Here is a 17,968-nt window from a genome sequence, read left to right as displayed (position 1 = left end):
GACGATTGTGCCGCCGCGAGTCAGCCCGCCACCGTCAACGCCATCTGCTGCCGCATGAGCCCGGCCACGGCCACGCCCTGCGGATCGCCCAGCCGTTCCAGCGCGGCGATCACGCCCTTGCGATCGTCTTCCGACCGGTCCTGGTTGAGCTTGAACTTGCCTTCGAGCACGCGCACCGGAATCTCGACCGCCGCGATCATGTCCAGGCGTGGCGCCACGAAGTCGAAGGGCATGGCATCGAAGTCCCAGTTGCCGCCCAGCGGCGTGTCGTACAGCGCGACAGTGCGGCGCAGCACGGCATGGATGGCCGTGCGCTCCTCGATCACGCGGGGCGTGCCGCGCGCGTGGATCGCGGTGTAGTTCCAGGTCGGGAAGGTGCTCTGCTTCACGTACCAACTGGGCGTGACGAAGGCATGTGGCCCCTGGAAGATGGCGAGCACCTCGGCGCCCGCACGCAACTCGTCGAACTGCGGGTTCTTCTTCGACAGGTGCGTGGTGAGCAGGCCGGGGCCGTCGTCCTGCGCGTCGAGCAGGAAGGGCAGGTGCGTGGCGCTGGCGCCCGACGGGCCGACGGTGATGAGCGTGCCGAAGCTCCAGGCGCGGATGCCGGCGTGCAGCGTCGCGAGGTCGTCTTCGATGTACGGCTTGGGCGTGTACATGGCGAGGGCTTCAGCGCGCGGCCAGCGTGTGCATCCAGCGGGCGGCGTCGTCGAAGGCGCGGCCTGCCACGTCGGCGATCGAAACCGCTTCGAGAAAACCGTGGATCGTGCCGGGGTAGAGCACGTCGGTCACGGCCACGCCGGCTTCGCGCAGCCGTGCGGCCATGAGCACGCTGTCGTCGTGCAGTGGGTCGCACTCGGTGATCGCGAGGCACGCGGGCGGCAGGCCCTCGAGTCGCGCCGTGAGGCTGGCCAGGCGCGGGTCGCGAAAGTCTTCGGGCCGGCGCAGATACAGGCCATAGAACCACACCATCATGTGCAGCGACAGGCCGTACTCGCCCGCGCCGTAGCGCACCACCGACTCGCGGTACAGCTCGGTGCTGTAGGCGCCGTAGTTCAGCAGCATGCCCAGCGGCAGCGCCTCGCCCGCGTCGCGCAGCACGAGGCAGGCGCCCACCGACAGGTTGGCGCCCGCCGAGTCGCCGCCGATGAAGAGCTGCGCGGGGTCGATGTCGAGCGTGCCAGCGTTCGTCGCGAGCCAGCGTATCACGTCGACGCACTCGTCGTGCGGCTGCGGAAACTGCGCCTCGGGCGCCCGCGTGTAGTCGATGCCGATGACGGCGATGCCCGCGCGGCCCGCGTACTCGCGCATCACGCGGTCGTGGGTGTCGAGGCTGAACAGCACGAAGCCGCCGCCGTGGATGTAGACCAGCGCGCCCTGCAGCCTGCGCGTCGGGGGGTAGTGCACGCGGATGCGCACGTTGCCGTGGCGCGTGGGCACCTGCTGTTCGACGGTGCGCGCCATCGTCGGGCCGCCTTCGGTCCACGGGGCGCGCACCTTCTCGGCGTTGGCGCGGCCTTCGGCAATCGGGATGGTGTGGCGCTTCGGATAGCGGCTGCCCTCGGCCGCCATGAGGCGCATGAACTCGACGATCTGCGGATCGAGCGGGGGCGGGGCGGTAGGGTTCAGCCAGGTGGCGGGCAAGGGGTTGGCAGTCACGCAAACACTTTCTCGGGAGGGCAGGAGACAGATTCGGCCAGTGACGCGAGCGGCCGAGGCGTGGCCGCCAGCAGCGCCTGCGTGTAGGCATGGCTCGGCTGGTCGAACACGGCGTCGCGCGGGCCTTGCTCGACGATGCGGCCGCGCTCCATCACGACCACGCGGTCGGCGATCTGCTCGACGGCCGCGAGGTCGTGGCTGATGAACAGGCACGCAAAGCCGTGGTGCGCCTGCAGGCTCTGAAAGAGCCGCAGCACCTGCGCCTGGATGGTCATGTCGAGCGCGGACACGGGCTCGTCGGCCACCACGAAGGCCGGCCGGCGCACCAGCGCGCGCGCAATCGCCACGCGCTGGCGCTGGCCGCCCGAGAGTTCGTGCGGGTAGCGCGCGCCCAGGCCGTCCAGGCCGACTTCGTCGAGCGTTTCGTGCACGCGCTTCACGCGCGCGGCGGCATCGAGCGCGGGCAGGTGGCGCAGCGGTTCGGCCACGATGTCCTGCACGCGCATGCGCGGGTCGAGCGACGAGAACGGGTCTTGGAACACGAGTTGGCAGGCGAGCCGGAAGCGGTGCAGCGCGGCGCGGTCGGCGCTGCGCACGTCGTCGCCGCGAAACAGAATCTGCCCCGCGTGCGACGGCGCGAGCCGCAGGATGGCGCGGCCCAGCGTGGTCTTGCCCGAGCCGCTGCCACCCACCAGCGCGACCATCTCGCCAGGGTGGATGTCCAGGTCGAGCTGGTCGATGACCTGCACCGGCGCATGGCGCTTGAAGAAGCCGGCGCGCGGGCCGGGGTAGCTCACGCACAGGCCGCGCACCTGCACCAGTGGCTGCTGCGCCGCGACCGGGGCCGGCTTCGCGGCCTGGCGGCGCGGCAGGGCGTCGACCAGCTTGCGGGTGTAGGGCTGCTTCGGGTCGACGAGGATGGCGGGCACGTCGCCCGTCTCCACGAGCTTGCCTTTCTCCAGCACGATGGCGCGCTGCGCATAGCGCCCGACCAGCCCGAGGTTGTGCGTGATGAGCAGCACGGCCGTGCCCTGGTCCTTCGCGAGGCCGACCATGAGGTCGAGCACTTCGCGCTGGCTCAGCGTGTCGAGCGCGGTGGTCGGCTCGTCGGCAATCAGCAGGCGCGGCTGGAGCAGCATCACGCTGGCCAGCATGATGCGCTGGCGCATGCCGCCCGAGAACTCGTGCGGGTAGGCGTGCAGGCAGCGCTCGGGGTCGGCGATTTGCACGCGGCGCAGCATGTCGAGGCAGCGTGCGCGAATCTCGGTGGCCGACAGCTTCGTGTGCATGCGCAGGCCTTCGGCCATCTGCTCGCCGATGCGGTGCACCGGGTTGAGCGAGACCATCGGCTCCTGGAACACCATGCCGATGCCGGGCCCGCGGATGGGGCGCATGGCCTTCACGTCGCGGGTGCTCAGGTCTTCGCCGTCGAACACGATCTGCCCGCCGCTTTGCGCGATGCCGGGCGGCAGCAGCTGCAGGATGGCGCGCGCGGCCATGGTCTTGCCGCTGCCCGATTCGCCCACCACGGCAAGGAACTCGCCGGGGCGCACGTCGAACGAGAGGTCGTGCACCAGCGTCTGGGCGCCGCCGTGCAGGTCGATCTTCAGGTGCCGCACGGAAAGCACGGGCGCTGCGGAAGAGGAGGAATGGGTCATGACTTCTCCGTGCGCGGGTCGAGCCGGTCGCGCAGCGATTCGCCCAGGAGGTTGATGCCCAGCAGCGTGAGCGCGATGCACAGGCCCGGCACCAGGCACAGCCACACGGCCGAGGCCATGTAAGGGCGTGCGCTGGAGAGCATGTTGCCCCAGGTGGGCGCGGGCGGTGGCACGCCCAGGCCGAGGAAGCTCAGGGCGCTTTCCGACAGCAGCACCCAGCCGAACATGCTGGTGGCCAGCACGGCGACGGGTGCCACGCAGTTGGGCAGGATGTGGCGCCACATGGTGTAGATCTCGCCGTTGCCGATCATGCGCGAGGCCTCGACGTACTCGCGCTCGCGCAGCGACAGCACGGTGCCGCGCACCACGCGCACCACCGAGGGCGCATACGCCATGCTCAGCGCGAGCACGATGCCCCACTGGTTGGCGCCCACGATCACCATCACGCCCAGCGCCAGCAGCAGGCCCGGAAAGGCCAGCAGCGTGTCGTTGAAGGCCATGAGCACGCGGTCGGTCCAGCCGCGCACGAAGCCGGCGAGCACGCCCACCACGAGGCCGACGGCGGTCGCCAGCGCCACCGTGAGCAGTGCGATGAGGCAGCTGGTGGAGGCCGCGCGCATGGCGCGGCTGGCCACGTCGCGCCCGAACTCGTCGGTGCCCAGCCAGTGCGCGGCCGAGGGCGGCTGCAGCTTGCCGCGCAGGTCGATGCCCAGCGGGTTGTAGGGCGTCCACAGCGCGGCCACCAGCGCCAGGACCAGCAGCACGCCGATGAGCACGCCGCCCACGAGGGTATGGGTCTTGATCTTTTTCACTGCACCGACACCCGGGGATCGAAGAGGGGATAGCACATGTCCACGATCAGGTTGATGACCACGTAGATGCAGGCCGTGAACAGCAGGCAGCCCTGCAGCACCGGGTAGTCGCGCGCGAAGATCGAATCGATCATCAGGCGGCCCAGGCCGGGCAGGGTGAACACCGTTTCGAGCACCGCGATGCCGCTCAGCAGATGGCCCAGGATGAGGCCGATCATGGTGAGCGTGGGGTTGAAGGCGTTGGGCAGCACATGGCGGCGCAGCACCTGCGACTCGGGCACGCCCTTGGCGCGCGCGTGCGTCACGTATTCGAGCCTCAGCACCTCGATGGTGCTGGCGCGCGACATGCGCGTGAGCACGCCGGTCTCGACCAGCACCAGCGTGACGATCGGCAGGATTACGTAGAGCAGGCCCTGCGAGAAGTCTTCCGACATGGGCACGTAGCCCACCACCGGCAGCCAGTGCAGGTACTGGCCGAAGAACATCAGCAGCAGCAGGCCGAGCCAGAAGCTCGGCACCGACAGCATGAGCGTGGCCGCGCCGATGATGGCGAGGTCGGTCGGCCGGTCTTTGCGCCAGGCGGCGACGAGGCCGGCGGGCACGGCGATCAGCGAGGCCAGCGCCACGGCGGTGAGCACGATCACGGCGCTCACGTGAAAGCGCTCCCAGATCAGCGGCAGCACGGCCAGGCCGTTGGTGGTCGACACGCCCAGGTCGCCGGTGAGCGCGTGGCGCAGCCACACGACGTACTGGGTGACCAGGGGCTGGTCCAGCCCCATCTGCTGGCGGGCGAGTTCGAGCTGCGCGGGGTCGGCGCCTTCGCCGAGCATGAGCTGCACCGGGTCGCCCGGAATCAGCCGCATGAGCGTGAAGACGGCAATCGACACCAGCAGCAGCGTCGGGACCGTCATGGCGATCCGGCGCAAGAGGTAGGCAAGCATGGCGGCGGCGCCCCGTCAGCCGCGCGCGTCGAGCCGGACGTTCCAGAACCGCGGCTTGGCCGGCGCCCAGCCCTTGAAGCCGGTCACGCTCTTGCGCATGGCGGTGGCGTCGCTGGCGTTGAAGAGCACGACCATCGGCACGTCCTGCAGCATCTGCTTGTGCAGCTCGTCGAACAGCACCTGGCGGCGCGCCTTGTCGCGCGAGACCATGCTTTCGGTGAGCCGGGTCTGCGCGGCGGCGTTGTCCCACACCTTGCGCGGCTGCGTGGCCTTGTCGCCGGACACCATCTCGTAGTTGAGCGAGGGGTCGATGCGTGCCGAGTAGATGAAGGCCATGCTCTGGTACTGGCCCTTGGTGTAGCGGTCGAGCTGCGTGGCCCAGTCGAGCACTTCGAGTTCGATGTTGATGCCGGCCTCGGAGGCCATGGCCTGCACCAGCACGGCGGCCGAGTACAGCGCCTCGTAGCGCTTGTTGGCGACGAGCTTGATCGGCTGGCCGCGGTAGCCGGCTTCGCCCAGCAGCTTCTTGGCACCGGCGATGTCGCGCTTGTAGCCGCCGGCCTGCACGGGGCTGTAGAACGGGCTGGACGAAGGCACGACCGAGTTGTTGACGGCCGACAGGCCCTCGGTGACCGACTTGGCGATTTCGGGCGTGTCCAGCGCCAGTGCCAGCGCGCGGCGGATGCGCACGTCTTTCAGCAGCGGGTCGGTGGTCTGCAGCAGCAGCGCCACCATGGTCATGACCGGCGTGGTGTCGACGCGCACGTCGCTGCGCCCGCGCATCTCGACCACGTCGGCCGGGCTGGGGCTGATGAAGGCGTCGATGCCGCCGCTGTAGAGCGCGGCCTTGGCCGCGGCCGAGTCGGGAATGACGACGAAGCGCAGGTTCTCGATCTCGGCCTTCTTGCCGCCCGTGAGGCCGTCGCGCGCCTCGGGGCGCGAGCTGTAGCCGTCGAAGCGCGTGAGCTCGATGTACTGGCCGCGCTTCCACTCCTTGATCTTGTAGGGGCCGGTGCCCACGGGCTCCTTCCACTGGCCGTCGGCGCCGAGCGAGCTGCGGTGCAGGATGGCGGCGCCGCCGCAGTCGGGGCGCGCCATCATGGTGAGAAACAGCGCGCTCGGGCGCTCGATCTTGAAGACCACCGTCTTGGGCGTGGGCGCTTCCACCGCGAGCACCTTGGTCATGCCCTTGCCGTCGAACTCGGGCAGGCAGCGCCAGCCGCTGGTGGGCTTCAGGTAACGCTGCCAGCTCCACACCACGTCGTCGGCCGTGAGCACCGCGCCGTTCTGGAACTTCACGCCGTCGCGCAGGGTGAAGGTGTAGGTCAGGCCGTCGGCCGAGGTGTCGACCTTGCTCGCGAGCATCGGGCCGACGGAGGTGTCTTCGCGCAGCGCGACCAGGCCTTCGACCACATGGATGAGCACGTTGTCGGTGTTGTCGTCGCGGTTGCCGCCGGGGTCGGTGGAGCGGATGTCGGAGTTGATCTGGATCCGCATCGTCTGGCCGGCCGGAGCCTGGGCGAAGGCCGCGCTGGCGGCCAGGCCGAGGCCGAGGACCAGCGCGGCGGCGGTGCGCGCAGCGGGAGGGAGGGACGGGGGCGTGGGCAGGTTCATGGCAACACTCCTGGCGATGGCTGGGCGGGGCGGGCGGATCAGAGGGAATACTCGGTGAAGCGGTGCGCCTTGAAGGGCGCCGGCGCGATGCGCATCTTTCGTGCCGCCGGGTCCATGACGATGGTCGCCACGGTGGCCGACGAGGCACCGCCGGGGCCCGCGCTCGGGCTGCGGCACACGGCGCGCGGCGCGCCGAAGCGGTCCTGCAGTGCGTCGAGCACGTCCTGCTCGGTGAGCAAACCTGCCGCGCGCTTGTTGTGCAGCGCCTCGGTCACGCGGCGGTCGCGGTAGAGCGAATCGGGCGTGGTCTCCAGGCTGCGGTCGACCACGCGCGCCAGCGCGGCCGGGGTCTTGAAGTGGTTGGCGTGCACCAGGATGCCGCCTTCGGGCTGCTGCCAGAACACCTGCTCGGGGCAGGTCTCCAGGCTCACGGCCTCGCCCTCGGCGTGCGTGATGATCATGTTGTTGGAGATCGAGCGCGCGCTGCGGCACACCACGCCCAGCGCGTTGGCGTACAGCGTCGACTGCAGAATGCCGCGACGGATCAGCGCCAGCGGCACGCCTTGCTGCTTGCCGTCGTTGTCGGCCTTGATGAAGTTGCCGGTGACGGCGATGCCCGCGCTGTTGAGCCCCGCGCGTGCCAGCGTGCCGGCCTCGGCGAAGGTGAGCATGGCCGGGCCTTCGTCGGGCTGGATGCGCAGCACCACGCCGAGCTCGAGGCTTTCGACGCGCCAGTCCCAGTTCTGCGCATGGATGAGCTTGCCGTCGCGCGCGGCCGAGGGCATGACGACCACGCCGGTGCAGCCGTCGGGCGGCTCGGTGGCTTCGAGCTGCTGGAAAGCGTAGAGCATTTCGCTGCGCGCGTTGAGCGCCACGATGTCCTCGGCCGGCACGCCCGCGCCTTCGCCCACGCCCTCGATCTCGCGCAGCATGCCGGCGTCGAAGGCCTCGACCATCGGCATGAAGCGGCGCGCCAGCGCGCGCGTGCGCTCCCAGCTCAGGCCCACGCGCTCGAAGGCGGCGCGGTAGGTGCGCAGGCTCAGGTCGATGCGGTCGCCGGCGGCGCGGCCGTACTGGCGCCCGCGCTGCTGTGCGTCGCCTTCGATGTCGTACAGGGGGAACGATTCGATGTCCATGGTGTGTCTTGTCTCCGGGGCTTGTCTTGTGTGTGCGATGCAGCCTGAGGTGCTCAGGCTGCCGTGTCGGTGGCTTGTGCGGTCTGCGCGATGGCGGCGCGCAGGCTGTCGATGATCTGGTCGATGTGCCGGCGCTCCAGCGTGAACGGCGGCGACAGCGCAATGGTGTCGCCCACCGAGCGCACCAGCACGCCGCTTTCGTCCAGGCAATGTTGCGCCACCGCCTGCGCATGCGTGCCGGGGCCCGAGGCCCAGCCTTGCAGCTCGATGCCGGCCAGGAGGCCGACATTGCGCACGTCGATCACGCCCGGCAGGCCGCGCAGGCTGTGCAGGCCGTCTTCGAAGTAGGGCGACAGCTCGGCGGCGCGGGCGATGAGGCCGTCTTCGGTGTAGGCGTCGAGCGTGGCCATGGCGGCGGCGCAGGCCAGCGGGTGGCCCGAGTAGGTGTAGCCGTGCGACAGCTCGACCGCGCTCACGCTGCCGTGCATGAAGGCGTCGTGCACCGCGCCGCGCATGAGCACCGCGCCCATCGGCACGGCGCCGTTGGTCAGGCCCTTGGCGGTGGTGATGAGGTCGGGCGTCACGCCGAACAGGTCGGACGCGAAGTTGCTGCCCACGCGGCCGAAGCCGGTGATGACCTCGTCGAAGATCAGCAGGATGCCGTGCCTGTCGCAGATCTCGCGCAGGCGCTTCAGGTAGCCGCGCGGCGGCGGCAGCACGCCGGTGGAGCCGGCCACGGGCTCGACGATCACGGCGGCGATGGTCGAGGCGTCGTGCAGCGAGACCAGCGCCTCGAGCGCGTCGGCCTTGTCGATGCCGTGCGGCGGCTCGCCGCGCGAGAAGGCGTTGCGCGCCAGGTCGAGCGTGTGCGGCAGGTGGTCCACGCCGTTGAGCAGCGGCCCGAAGGTGCTGCGCTGGCGCCCGATGCCGCCCACCGAGATGCCGCCGAAGCCCACGCCGTGGTACGAGCGCTCGCGCCCGATGAGCCGGTAGCGGCCCGCGTCGCCGCGCGCCCGGTGGTAGGCCACGGCGATCTTCAGCGCGGTGTCGACCGACTCGGAGCCCGAGTTGGTGAAGAACACGTGGTCCATGCCGGCCGGCGCCATCTGCGTGAGGCGCTGCGCCAGCGTGAAGGCGGCGGGGTGGCCGATCTGGAAGTTGGAGGCGTAGTCGAGCACGTCGATCTGCGCCTTCATCGCCGCGCTGACCCGCGGGTTGCGGTGCCCGGCGTTCACGCACCACAGGCCGGCGATGGCGTCGAGCACGCGGCGGCCGTCGGCCAGGTCGTAGTACAGGCCCTCGCTGCCGACGATGAGGCGCGGCGCTTGCTTGAACTTGCGGTTGGGCGTGAAGGGCATCCAGAACGCGTCGAGCGAACCGGGCGGCGTTGTCAGGGTATCGGCGGAAGCCACGGTGTTTTTCTCCTTGGGAAACGACCCGTCGTCCGGGTCGGCGTGGGGCCGATCTTGGAATCCAAATTGTATTTTTGGCGTGAGATGTACATGGATTTTTGGGGCCAAAAATACAAAGAACCCGCGATGATCGGCACCCAGCCCGTGTTTCCGGAGACCCATGGATGGCCCCGCAGCAGCAGATGCAGACGCAGATGGACAACAAGTCGGTCCCGCCGCTCACCCAGCGCGTGAGCCGCTACATCCTCGACCAGGCCCTGGCCGGCGGCTACGAGAACGGCCGCCACATGACCGAGACCGACCTGGCCGGCCGGCTCGGCATTTCGCGCACGCCGGTGCGCGCTGCGCTGCGCCTCTTGCACGAGCGTGAGTTGCTGGCGCATGTGCCCAACCGCGGCTACACGCTGGTGGCCGACCGCGAGGCGCTCGACCGCGCACGCCGCGAGATGCCGGAAGACGAGGAGAAGACGCTGTACTACCGCGTGCTGCGCGACCGCCTCGCGGGCAAGCTGCCGACGCGCGTCAACGAGCTCGAGCTGGCCCAGACCTACGGCGTGCCGCGCCCGCTGCTGCGCAACGTGATGACCACGCTGCTGCAGGACGGCGTGCTGCGCGGTCGCCACTACCAGCGCTGGGAGTTCACCGAAACCCTCGACTCGGTCGAGAGCGAGCGCGAGAGCTACCGCTTTCGCCTGGTGGTGGAATGCGCGGCGCTGCGCGAGCCGGGCTTCAAGGTCGAGCACGAGCGGCTGCTCGCCTGCCGCGAACAGCAGCAGACCTTGCTCACGCACGCCTCGCGCCATTCGTGGATGGAGTTCTTCGAGGCCAACGCGCAGTTCCACGAACTGCTGGCCAGCGCCTCGGGCAACCGTTTCATCCTCGATGCCGTGAAGCAGCAGAACCGGCTGCGCCGCATCTCCGACTTGTCGGACTACCCGCTGGTGAACATCGACCTGCTGCGCAAGTCGTGTCGCGAGCATTTGCAGATCCTCGACGCGGTCGAGGAGAACAAGCTCGAAGTCGCCGCGAAACACATGCACGCCCACCTGAGCCGTGCCAGCGACATCCTGGAACGCCGCGTGATGGGCGACCTGGATGCGCTCGGCGAATGAGCCGCCACCCTTTTATGACCACTCAAGAAACGACGGCTCCCGATGCCGCGCTGGCCGACGGCTGGCGCGATGGTTTTCCCACGGCCGGCACGGCGGTGCAGCGCCCGCGCGAACGCCCGATCTTCCAGGCCCCCGAGAACCGCTGGGCCTTCTCGCACCTGCGCGAACTGCAGCCGACGCGCAACGTGTCGCGCGGCACCGGCCCGGTGTCGGTGCTGCCGCGCGCCGAGCGGCCGGAGCTCGACACGCTGGCCTTCACCTTGCCCGCCGACGGCTCGCGCACCGACTGGCACAGCGCGCTCACAACGATCTGCGCCGACGGTGCGGTGGTGCTGCACCGCGGGCGCATCGTCTATGAGCGCTACTTCGGCGCGCTCGACGAACACGGGCAGCACATGGCGATGTCGGTCACCAAGTCGGTCGTCGGCACGGTCGGCGCGATGCTCGCGGCCGAGGGCGCGCTCGACGAACACGCGCAGGTGCGGCACTACATCCCCGAGCTGGCGACGAGCGCCTTCGGCCACGCCACCGTGCGCCAGGTGATGGACATGACGACGGGCATCGACTACTCGGAGGACTACACCGACCCCGAGGCCGGCGTGTGGAAGCACGCACGCGCCGGCCAGTTGTTGCCGCGCCCTGCGGGCTACGCGGGCGCCGAGGGCTACCGCCAGTTCCTGCAGACCGTGCAGGGGCAGGGCACGCACGGCGAGGCCTTTGCCTACCGCACCGTCAACACCGACGTGCTGGGCTGGCTCATCAGCCGCGTGGCGGGCCAGCCGCTGGCGCGGGTGCTGGGCGAGCGCATCTGGTCGCGCCTGGGTGCCGAGCAGGACGCGGCCTTTGCCGTGGACGGGCAGGGCGCCGAGTTCGCGGGCGGCGGTCTGTGCACCGGCCTGCGCGACTTGGCGCGGCTGGGCGAGATGATGCGGCTGGGCGGAGCCTTCAATGGCACGCAGATCGTGCCCGAGGCCGTGGTGGCCGACATCCGCCGCGGCGCCGATCCGGCGCGCTTCGCGCTCGCGGGCTACACGCGGCTGGCCGGCTGGAGCTATCGCAACATGTGGTGGGTGGCGCACGACGCGCGCCGCACCTTCACCGCGCAAGGCATTCACGGCCAAGCGCTGCACATCGACCCCGAGGCCGAGATGGTGGTGGCGCGCTTTGCCTCCCACCCGCTGGCCGCCAACGCGCACCTGCCGACCTCGATGCACGCCTTTCGCGCGCTGGCCGAGCACCTGATGCGCGGCTGATTTCCGTCTCTTCTCTTTCTATTTTTTCTTCTTCATGCTCACCCAAGTCACGACCAACGCGAGCCTGCAGGCCCGCAAGAACGCCGCCTGCGCGCAGGGCATCGGCACGCTCACGCCGCACTTCACCGCCCGCGCCGACAACGCCGAGCTGTGGGACGTGGAAGGCCGGCGCCTTGTCGACTTTGCCAGCGGCATCGCCACGCTCGCCACCGGTCATCGCCACCCGCGCATCGTGGCGGTGGTGCGTGCGCAGCTCGACGACTTTCATCACACCTGCTTCCACGTCACGCCCTACGAGGAGTACGTGGCGCTGTGCGAGCAGCTGAACCGCCTCGTGCCCGGCCCCAGCGCGAAGAAGAGCGCGCTCTTCACGACCGGTGCCGAGGCCATCGAGAACGCGATGAAGGTTGCGCGCGCTGCCACGGGCCGCAGCGGCGTGGTGGCGTTTTCGGGCGCCTTCCACGGCCGCACCTTCATGGGCATGGCGCTCACCGGCAAGGTCGCGCCGTACAAGGCGGGCTTTGGTCCGATGCCGGGTGACGTGTGGCATGTGCCGTTCCCCGCTGCGCCGCTGGGCGTGACGGTGGACGACAGCATCGCGGCGCTCGACCGGTTGTTCAAGACCGACGTCGATCCGCTGCGCGTGGCCGCGATCGTCATCGAGCTGGTGCAGGGCGAGGGCGGCTTCTACGTGGCGCCGCCCGCGCTCATGGAACACCTGCGCGCGGAGTGCGACCGCCACGGCATCCTGCTGGTCGTCGACGAAATCCAGACCGGCTTCGGGCGCACGGGCAAGCTGTTCGCGCTGGAGCACTACGGCATCGAGGCCGACCTGGTCACGACCGCCAAGAGCCTGGCCGGCGGCTTTCCGCTGTCGGCGCTCACGGGACGCTCCGAACTCATGGACGCCACGCGCGTCGGCAGCCTCGGCGGCACCTACGCGGGCAACCCGCTGGCAGTGGCCGCGGCGCTGGAGACGATGCGCGTGATCGAGGACGAAGGGCTGGTCGCCCGCGCCCGCATGCTCGGTGAGCGATTGACGGCGTGCCTGTCGGCGCTACGCACCGAGGTGCCGCGCATCTGCGATGTGCGCGGCCTGGGCGCGATGGTGGCGGTGGAGTTTCGCGATCCGCACAGCGGCGAGGCCGACGCCGAGTTCACGAAGCGCGTGCATGCGGCCGGGCTCGAGCGCGGCCTGCTGCTGCTGACCTGCGGCGTGCACGGCAACGTGGTGCGCTTCCTGTTTCCGCTCACCATTCCGGAAGCGGTTTTTGAAGAAGGACTGGGGCTGCTGGCCGAATCGATTCGGGCGGCCAACGTCTGAACGACTAACGGCGCGGCGCAATGCCGAGCGTGCGGCAGAAGTCGTAGAAATCTTCGAGCTGCAGCGACTTGTCGAACACCGCGTCGACGCCTGCCGACAGCGCGCCTTCACGCACCTCGGAGGTCGCGTGGTTCATGAACACCACGGTGCGCTGCGCGGGCGACTTGCGTTCCCTCAGGTGGTTCGCAACCGTCAGGCCGTTGCCCTGCGCGAGGAACACGTCGATCACGGCGGCGTCCCAGGCGTCGGGGTTCGCGTCGAGCCAGTCGATGGCTTCGTCGCTGCTGCTGGCGGTGGCGACGACTTCGCATCCGGAGAATTCCCTCAGTCCATCGGTCAGGGTGGTGGCGATCAGGGGGTTGTCTTCTATGAGGTAGATGCGGGTCATCGGTGCGTAGCCTGGAAATGAAATGCAACGGCTCGTCTGCGCTTGTGGCGCGGGTCTGCCGGGCCGGTCCATTGTCACGAGGCGAGGGCGGGGCGGAGTCGGACAACGCCGCCACATGGCGTCCCCCGCGCACGCGAAAGCGCTGTTTGTGCATTGCATCACTGGCGTACAAGACGCGGGCGCGGGGCGTGCCTATCGTGCGGGGCTTCTTTGACTCCGTCACGACAGGTTCTTCGATGCCGCGTTCTTCGTCTTGCTTCGCTCCACCCTTCACCGCCTCGGGCCGCAGCGCGCTCGTGCAGGCGCCGCCATGGCACTACGCCGGGTGGCTGGTCAACGTGGGCTTCTCGTTCGATGCTGCACGCGGCGCCGCGCTGGTGCCGCCAGAGGTCGGCGTGGCCACGGGCCATGGCTGCGTGCATTTCGCCGACTGGCAATCGTGCGGCGACGACGGGCGCGAAATGCTCGACCCGGTGTACGCGCAGTACCGCGAGACCATCGTGGTGCTCGAGATCGAGCCGGCGCGCGGCGATACGTTGCGTCACTGTTTCTACTGTCCGCTCATCTACGTCGACCAGGACATCTCGATGCTGCGCGGCTGGCTGCAGGGCTGGCCCAAGAAGATCGGCCAGACCTGGCTCACGCGCAGCCTGCCGTTGATCCATCCGGCCGCCGCGCCGATGGCGGCCGGCAGCCGGCTCGGCGCGAGCCTCAGCGTGAAGGAGCGGCGGCTGGTGGATGCCACGGTCACGCTGTCGGGCGAGGCGAGCGGGCCGCTCGGCTTCCTGGCCGCGCCCACCATCGGCGCCATCGGCTGGCCCGACCTGACGCAAGCCGGCAGCGTGGCGGTGCCGCGCTACCTGCGTGCCGACATCATCGACCGTGTCGAGACGAGCTGGGTGCGGGGCGAGGCCACGCTGCGTTTCCACGAGCATCCGGTGGAGGAGCTCGCATTGCTCGGCCCCGTGCAGACGACGCAGGCCAGCGCGGGCTGGATGGGCCTCACGGTGCGCGGCGCGATCGCGGTGTGAGGAGGGCGCTGCCTCCGGCGGGTGGCTGCGCTACCCTCGGCGGGCCATGACGCTCCCCGCCCCGACGACCTCGCACGTGATCGGCCTGCCGCTGGCCGACGGCACGCCGGTCGAGGTGATGTTCGCGGGCGATCCCAAGGCGCACTTCGCGCTGCACTGGCATGCGGAGTGGAGCGTGGGCGCGATCATCGAAGGCCGCTGCGAGTTCGTCTGCGCCGGCGCGCCCCGCACCGCGCAGGCCGGCGAGCTGGTGCTGATGCCGCCGTTCGCGCTGCACACGGCCGGCGTGAGCGCGCAGGGCTTTCGCATGGTGATGCTGTACGTGCCGCACGCCTGGGTGGCGGCGCGAATGGAGTGGCCGGCGGGTCGGCGCGGGACGCTGCGCCAGGAGGTCTGGCGCGACGAGGCGAGCGTCGATGCGCTCGCGCAGGCGGCATCGGCGAAGGACGGTGCGCGCATCGGCGCGCTGCTCGACGGCATTTTCCGCACGCAGACGACCGACCCGCTCGCGGCGGTCGCGCGGGCCGCGGGCGATGCGCGCGTCGAGGCGGTGTGCGACCTGCTCGCGACCGAGGACGCCTGCTGCATCGAACCCACGTCGCTGGCCGAACGGCTCGGCGTGTCGCGCGAACACTTCCATCGCTTGTTCCGCGCGGCGGTCGGCATGGCGCCGGCGCAGTACGCGCGGCTGGCGCGCATCGCCCGCGCCAAGGTGCTGCTGCGCGAAGGCCATGCGCCCGCCGAGGTGGCCGCGCAATGCGGCTTTGCCGACCAGGCGCATTTCTCGCGCTGGTTCCGCCGCTGCTTCGGCGTGACGCCGGGGAACTACCAGGCGGGCGGCTCGCCAAAAACCGTCGCGTGAGAAACTACGCCCCCGAGCGAGCGCCCCGCGTATGAACGACAAGTCCTTGAATCTGAAAGAAAAAATCATCTCCGTCGCGCCCATGATGGACTGGACCGACAGGCATTGCCGCGTCTTCCACCGCCTCATGACGCGCCACGCGCTGCTCTACACGGAGATGGTGACCACCGGCGCGCTGATCCACGGCGACGTGCCGCGCCACCTGCGCTTTCATGAGGAAGAACACCCCGTGGCGCTGCAGCTCGGCGGCAGCGAGCCGCACGACCTGGCGCATTGCGCGAAGCTCGGCGAAGAATGGGGCTACGACGAGATCAACCTGAACTGCGGCTGCCCGAGCGAGCGCGTGCAGCGCGGCGCGTTCGGGGCCTGCCTCATGAACGAGCCGCAACTGGTGGCCGATTGCGTGAAGGCGATGGTCGACGTGGTCGATGTGCCGGTCACGGTGAAGCACCGCATCGGCATCGACAAGATCGAGAGCTACGAGTTCGTGCGCGATTTCGTCGGTGCGGTGAGCGAGGCCGGTTGCGGCACCTTCATCGTGCATGCGCGCAACGCCTGGCTGCAGGGCCTGAGCCCGAAGCAGAACCGCGAGATTCCACCGCTGCGCTATGCGCTGGTGCACCGTCTAAAGCACGACTTTCCGGCGCTGCAGTTTTCGATCAACGGCGGCATCGCCACCAACGCGCAGGTGCACGAGCACCTGCGGCTGCTCGACGGCGCCATGATCGGCCGCGAGGCGTACCACAACCCCTGGTGGCTGGCCGAATGGGACGCCGAGTTCTACGGCGACACCCCGCAGACGCTCACGCGCGAGGACATCGAGGCGCGGATGTGCGACTACATGGTGCGCGAGGCGGCCGAACACGGCACGAACTGGTGGTCGATCGCGCGCCACATGCTGGGCCTGCGCAACGGCCTGCCCGGCGCGCGCCGCTGGCGCCAGGTCTGGAGCGACCACCGCCTGAAGACCCGTCCGCCGCACGAAGTGATGGCGCTGGCGCACGAACCTGCCGCCCAGGCCGCCTGAATTCCGGCCTCGTCGCCCCGACTTTGTAGACAGTCAACACAATTGAGCGAAGTTGGCGCTCGATGGAACACAGTTTCATGACAATGCAACAACAAGTGTGAGCGAAGCACCTGTTTTTGCTCAAGAATAAGGCGGTCAGGGAAACAAGAAAAAGGTTCTGTCTTATGAGTGAAGCTGCAGGCAGCAAGGAAGAAGTCAGTGCGCTTGCCAGGGGGTTGTCGCTGCTGAAGGTCATCGGGATGGCGGCAGCGCCCGTCGGAAACCGGGAGCTGGCCGACACGACCGGCATTCCGAAGGCCACGGTGTCGCGCCTCACGGCGACGTTGGTGGGGGCGGGGTATCTGCGGCAGTCGCAAGACAGCGAGCGTTTCAGCCTGGGGCCGGTGTTGCTCGACATGAGCAGCCGCTACCTGCGCAATTTCGACCTGAGGGCGCTGGCGCGTCCCCATCTGAGCAACCTGGCCGAACTGTCGGGCGCCAGCATCCACATGGCGGTGCGCGACGACCTGGACATGCTGGTCATCGATTCGCTGCGCCCGCGCTCGGCGCTCATCAGCTCCCGCATCGACGTCGGCTCGCGCATGTCCATCGCCACCTCGGCCTCCGGCCGCGCCTACATCGGCGCCTTGCCCGGGCCCGAGCAGTCGGCATTGCTGGAGCAGATCCGCCTCGAAACCGGTGAGAACTGGCACGCCATCGAGCCGCGCCTCATCGCCAGCCTCGAAGAGCACGCCCGCCTGGGCTACTGCACCTCCTTCGGCGAATGGAACCCCCAGATCCACGCCCTGGGCTTCGCGCTCGAAGGCCCGCGCGGCGAACGCTACGGCGTGAGCTGTGGCGGCCCCGCCTACCTGCTGCCGAGGGAAGCCATGCTCAGCCGTGTCGCCCCGCGCATGCTGGAAATCGCCCAGCGCATCGCGACAGAGGCAGGGACCCTCACACTAGGCTGAACGAGGCCGCGCCCAGAGGCGCAGGCCCTTTCGTGAGACGCCGCGGAACCGGCTCTGCCGGGCCGCAGGCGTCGCCCCCGGAAGGGGGTTGGCGAAGCGACACGAAGTGCGCGCAGCCTGGGGGAGAGCCCTATACAGCGGCTTCCAGGCCGTTGAGGAAGTGCTCGCGCATGCGCGCCATGGCCGTGGCCGCGTCGCGCGCCTCGATGGCCGCCATCACCGCGCGGTGCTCCGCGAGCGACTCGGCAATGCGCCCCGCCTTCAGCAGCGAGTTGTGGCGATTGAGCTTCATCACCTTGCGCAGGTCGGCCACCATCTGGTCGCGCCATTTGTTGTTGGCAATGGCCAGCAGGCTCATGTGAAAGCGCTCGTTCACCGCAAAGAAGTGCTCGCGGTCTTCCTTGCCGGGGGCGGCGGCGGCTTCCAGCTCGGCGTGCAGCGCCTTCAGCTCGGCGCGCTGGGCGTCGGTGGCGCGTTCGGCCACCACGCCGGCGGCGTCGCTTTCCAGCAGCGAGAGCAGGTGGTACACGTCGGCCAGGTCTTGCTCCGACACCTCGGTGACGTACGCGCCGCGGCGCACCTTCATCGTCACCAGGCCCTCGGCGGCCAGCACCTTCAGCGCCTCGCGCAGGGGCGTGCGGCTGATGCCGTATTCCTCGGCCAGCTTGAGCTCGTCGATCCAGCTGCCCGGCTCCAGCTCGCGGCGGAAGATCCGCTGGCGCAGGAGCTCGGCCACCTCTTCATAGAGGGCGCGGGGGGTCAGGGTGACGGCGGACATGGGCTGAACTG

17 protein-coding genes are annotated in these 17,968 nt (G+C 69.5%); 7 read left to right on the top strand and 10 right to left on the bottom strand.

The annotated features are described in order from the left end of the window. Positions 1 to 20: 20 nt before the first annotated feature. Genes AC1RAD_RS11810 through aptA form a run of 8 tightly spaced genes read right to left on the bottom strand, consistent with a single transcriptional unit; the run spans position 21 to position 9,232 of the window. On the bottom strand, positions 21 to 659 hold the full coding sequence (locus tag AC1RAD_RS11810; protein ID WP_492734894.1) for an FMN-binding negative transcriptional regulator: 639 nt from the start codon (positions 657 to 659) through the stop codon (positions 21 to 23). A 10-nt stretch (positions 660 to 669) separates the two neighbouring features. After that, positions 670 to 1,659: an alpha/beta hydrolase fold domain-containing protein gene (locus tag AC1RAD_RS11805; RefSeq protein ID WP_492734892.1), complete on the bottom strand. Its 990-nt coding sequence runs from the start codon at positions 1,657 to 1,659 to the stop codon at positions 670 to 672. Beyond that, entirely contained in the window at positions 1,656 to 3,317 is a 1,662-nt protein-coding gene (locus tag AC1RAD_RS11800) for an ABC transporter ATP-binding protein (protein ID WP_492734890.1), read from the bottom strand. The genes AC1RAD_RS11805 and AC1RAD_RS11800 overlap by 4 nt, the downstream gene beginning before the upstream one ends. Then, complete coding sequence (locus AC1RAD_RS11795) at positions 3,314 to 4,129, bottom strand: ABC transporter permease (protein ID WP_062473185.1); 816 nt, start codon at positions 4,127 to 4,129, stop codon at positions 3,314 to 3,316. The genes AC1RAD_RS11800 and AC1RAD_RS11795 overlap by 4 nt, the downstream gene beginning before the upstream one ends. Next, entirely contained in the window at positions 4,126 to 5,070 is a 945-nt protein-coding gene (locus tag AC1RAD_RS11790; RefSeq protein WP_062473187.1) for an ABC transporter permease, read from the bottom strand. The genes AC1RAD_RS11795 and AC1RAD_RS11790 overlap by 4 nt, the downstream gene beginning before the upstream one ends. A gap of 15 nt (positions 5,071 to 5,085) precedes the next feature. Continuing rightward, a complete protein-coding gene (locus AC1RAD_RS11785) occupies positions 5,086 to 6,684 on the bottom strand; it encodes an ABC transporter substrate-binding protein (RefSeq protein WP_492734888.1) in 1,599 nt (532 codons plus the stop codon). A 38-nt stretch (positions 6,685 to 6,722) separates the two neighbouring features. Next, positions 6,723 to 7,820: a C45 family autoproteolytic acyltransferase/hydrolase gene (locus tag AC1RAD_RS11780; RefSeq protein WP_095745749.1), complete on the bottom strand. Its 1,098-nt coding sequence runs from the start codon at positions 7,818 to 7,820 to the stop codon at positions 6,723 to 6,725. 53 nt (positions 7,821 to 7,873) lie between these two features. Then, positions 7,874 to 9,232: an omega-aminotransferase AptA gene (gene aptA, locus AC1RAD_RS11775; RefSeq protein ID WP_260685262.1), complete on the bottom strand. Its 1,359-nt coding sequence runs from the start codon at positions 9,230 to 9,232 to the stop codon at positions 7,874 to 7,876. A 164-nt stretch (positions 9,233 to 9,396) separates the two neighbouring features. On the opposite strand from aptA, the gene AC1RAD_RS11770 reads away from it, so the two are divergent. Genes AC1RAD_RS11770 through gabT form a run of 3 tightly spaced genes read left to right on the top strand, consistent with a single transcriptional unit; the run spans position 9,397 to position 12,921 of the window. Continuing rightward, the gene (locus AC1RAD_RS11770) at positions 9,397 to 10,344 is read left to right on the top strand and encodes a GntR family transcriptional regulator (RefSeq protein ID WP_307585017.1); all 948 of its coding nucleotides are present in this window, start codon (positions 9,397 to 9,399) and stop codon (positions 10,342 to 10,344) included. A 14-nt stretch (positions 10,345 to 10,358) separates the two neighbouring features. Then, positions 10,359 to 11,597 (top strand): serine hydrolase domain-containing protein, encoded by a 1,239-nt coding sequence (locus AC1RAD_RS11765; RefSeq protein ID WP_492734885.1) that lies wholly within the window; start codon positions 10,359 to 10,361, stop codon positions 11,595 to 11,597. Positions 11,598 to 11,631: 34 nt separating this feature from the next. After that, positions 11,632 to 12,921 (top strand): 4-aminobutyrate--2-oxoglutarate transaminase, encoded by a 1,290-nt coding sequence (gene gabT, locus AC1RAD_RS11760; RefSeq protein ID WP_492734884.1) that lies wholly within the window; start codon positions 11,632 to 11,634, stop codon positions 12,919 to 12,921. A gap of 4 nt (positions 12,922 to 12,925) precedes the next feature. Here gabT and AC1RAD_RS11755 read toward each other — a convergent pair whose 3' ends face one another. After that, on the bottom strand, positions 12,926 to 13,309 hold the full coding sequence (locus AC1RAD_RS11755; RefSeq protein ID WP_062473196.1) for a response regulator: 384 nt from the start codon (positions 13,307 to 13,309) through the stop codon (positions 12,926 to 12,928). A gap of 236 nt (positions 13,310 to 13,545) precedes the next feature. Here AC1RAD_RS11755 and AC1RAD_RS11750 point away from each other — a divergent pair, with 236 nt between their 5' ends. The 4 genes from AC1RAD_RS11750 (at position 13,546) to AC1RAD_RS11735 (ending at position 17,179) form a co-directional block, all read left to right on the top strand. Then, positions 13,546 to 14,340 (top strand): acetoacetate decarboxylase family protein, encoded by a 795-nt coding sequence (locus AC1RAD_RS11750; protein ID WP_492734882.1) that lies wholly within the window; start codon positions 13,546 to 13,548, stop codon positions 14,338 to 14,340. Between the two features lie 46 nt (positions 14,341 to 14,386). Next, positions 14,387 to 15,202: a helix-turn-helix transcriptional regulator gene (locus AC1RAD_RS11745; protein ID WP_492734880.1), complete on the top strand. Its 816-nt coding sequence runs from the start codon at positions 14,387 to 14,389 to the stop codon at positions 15,200 to 15,202. Positions 15,203 to 15,233: 31 nt separating this feature from the next. Next, positions 15,234 to 16,229: a tRNA dihydrouridine(20/20a) synthase DusA gene (dusA, locus tag AC1RAD_RS11740; RefSeq protein WP_492734878.1), complete on the top strand. Its 996-nt coding sequence runs from the start codon at positions 15,234 to 15,236 to the stop codon at positions 16,227 to 16,229. Between the two features lie 164 nt (positions 16,230 to 16,393). Beyond that, positions 16,394 to 17,179: an IclR family transcriptional regulator gene (locus AC1RAD_RS11735; protein ID WP_062473201.1), complete on the top strand. Its 786-nt coding sequence runs from the start codon at positions 16,394 to 16,396 to the stop codon at positions 17,177 to 17,179. 130 nt (positions 17,180 to 17,309) lie between these two features. Here the strand turns inward: AC1RAD_RS11735 and AC1RAD_RS11730 are convergent, their stop codons facing one another. After that, positions 17,310 to 17,957 carry a GntR family transcriptional regulator gene (locus AC1RAD_RS11730; protein ID WP_095947169.1) on the bottom strand — a complete coding sequence of 216 codons (648 nt, stop codon included), beginning with the start codon at positions 17,955 to 17,957 and terminating at the stop codon, positions 17,310 to 17,312. Positions 17,958 to 17,968: the final 11 nt, after the last annotated feature.

Source organism: Variovorax sp. GW823-FHT04B03 (assembly GCF_058796495.1).
This window is presented reverse-complemented; position numbering and strand designations above follow the sequence as displayed.